Below are 1,160 nucleotides of genomic sequence, written 5' to 3' on the forward strand. Positions count from 1 at the left end.
GCTGGTGGCCGAGTCGCTCAATGGCGTCGAGCAGATCGATGGCGTGGGTTTCGTGTTCGACATCATCGCGTTGTCGGCCGATGCCAACCTGTCGCTGGACAGTCTGCTTGGGCAGCCGGCATTGCTGCAGATGCAGGCCATCGGCAACGCCCGCCCGTTCCACGGCCGGATCACCGCTGCTGAGCGGATCGGCAGCAATGGCGGGCTGGCGCGCTATCGCCTGCGCCTGCAGCCCTGGCTGGCCTTCCTGGGCCAGCGCGTGGACAGCTACGTGTTCCATGACGCCAGCGTGGTCGACATCGTCGAAAACGTGTTCGCCGACTACAGCGGTCTGGTACCGGCATGGCGCTGGGACCTCACCGACCGCAGCCTCTACGCCAAGCGCAGTCTGACCACGCAGTACCAGGAAACCGACCTGGCCTTCGTGCAGCGCCTGCTCGCCGAAGAGGGCATCTATTACTGGTTCGAGCATGGCGCAGACCCGGGCAGCGAGTCGTTTGGTGCACATACGCTGGTGCTGGCCGACAACCATCATGGCGCCAAGGATCTCGGCGCGGTGCGCTTCCACCGGGGCGATGTGACCGAGCGCGATGACAGCGTCCAGCAGTGGTCGACCGCGCGCCGCTGGCGTACCACCAAGGTGTCCCGGCACACTTGGGACCACCGCACGTTGGAGCTGCGGCAGGCCAGCGCCGAAGCGCAGATGACACAGAATTCCATGGGTGAGGACGCCGACACCTGCGGCCCGTACGGCTGGCAGGACAACGCGCGTGGCCAGCGGCGCGCGCAGCAGCACCTGGATGCGCTGCGCGTGCGCGCGCATACGATTGAAGGGCAGGGCAAATGGCGCCAGCTCACGCCCGGGGCGCAGTTCCAGCTGGGGCAGCATCCGGGCGTGGACGCGGGTACCGCCTTCCTGTGCCTGTCGGTACAGCACCAGGCGCGCAACAATTTCGAGGCCGACGTGTTCGACGCGCTGGAGCAGCAGCTTGGGCCGGCCGCGCAGGCGCGGCTCAGCCTGCCGGGTGCCTTGAGTGGCTTGTCCGTTTCGAATGCATCGCCGGACCTCACTACGACCTTCTACGACAACCGCTTCGTCGCCATTCCGGCCGAGGTGGTGTATCGCCCGCAGACCGAAGACGGCCACGGCACGCGTTTGC

At 66.9% G+C, this 1,160-nt stretch carries 1 protein-coding gene; it reads left to right on the forward strand.

Translation table 11 applies throughout. From position 1 onward, the window contains the following. Positions 1–1,160: type VI secretion system Vgr family protein (locus AC1DCJ_RS20285; RefSeq protein WP_478071792.1), on the forward strand; the 1,160-nt coding region annotated here is incomplete at both ends.

The sequence above is a fragment of the Stenotrophomonas sp. 10N36 genome (assembly GCF_056395005.1).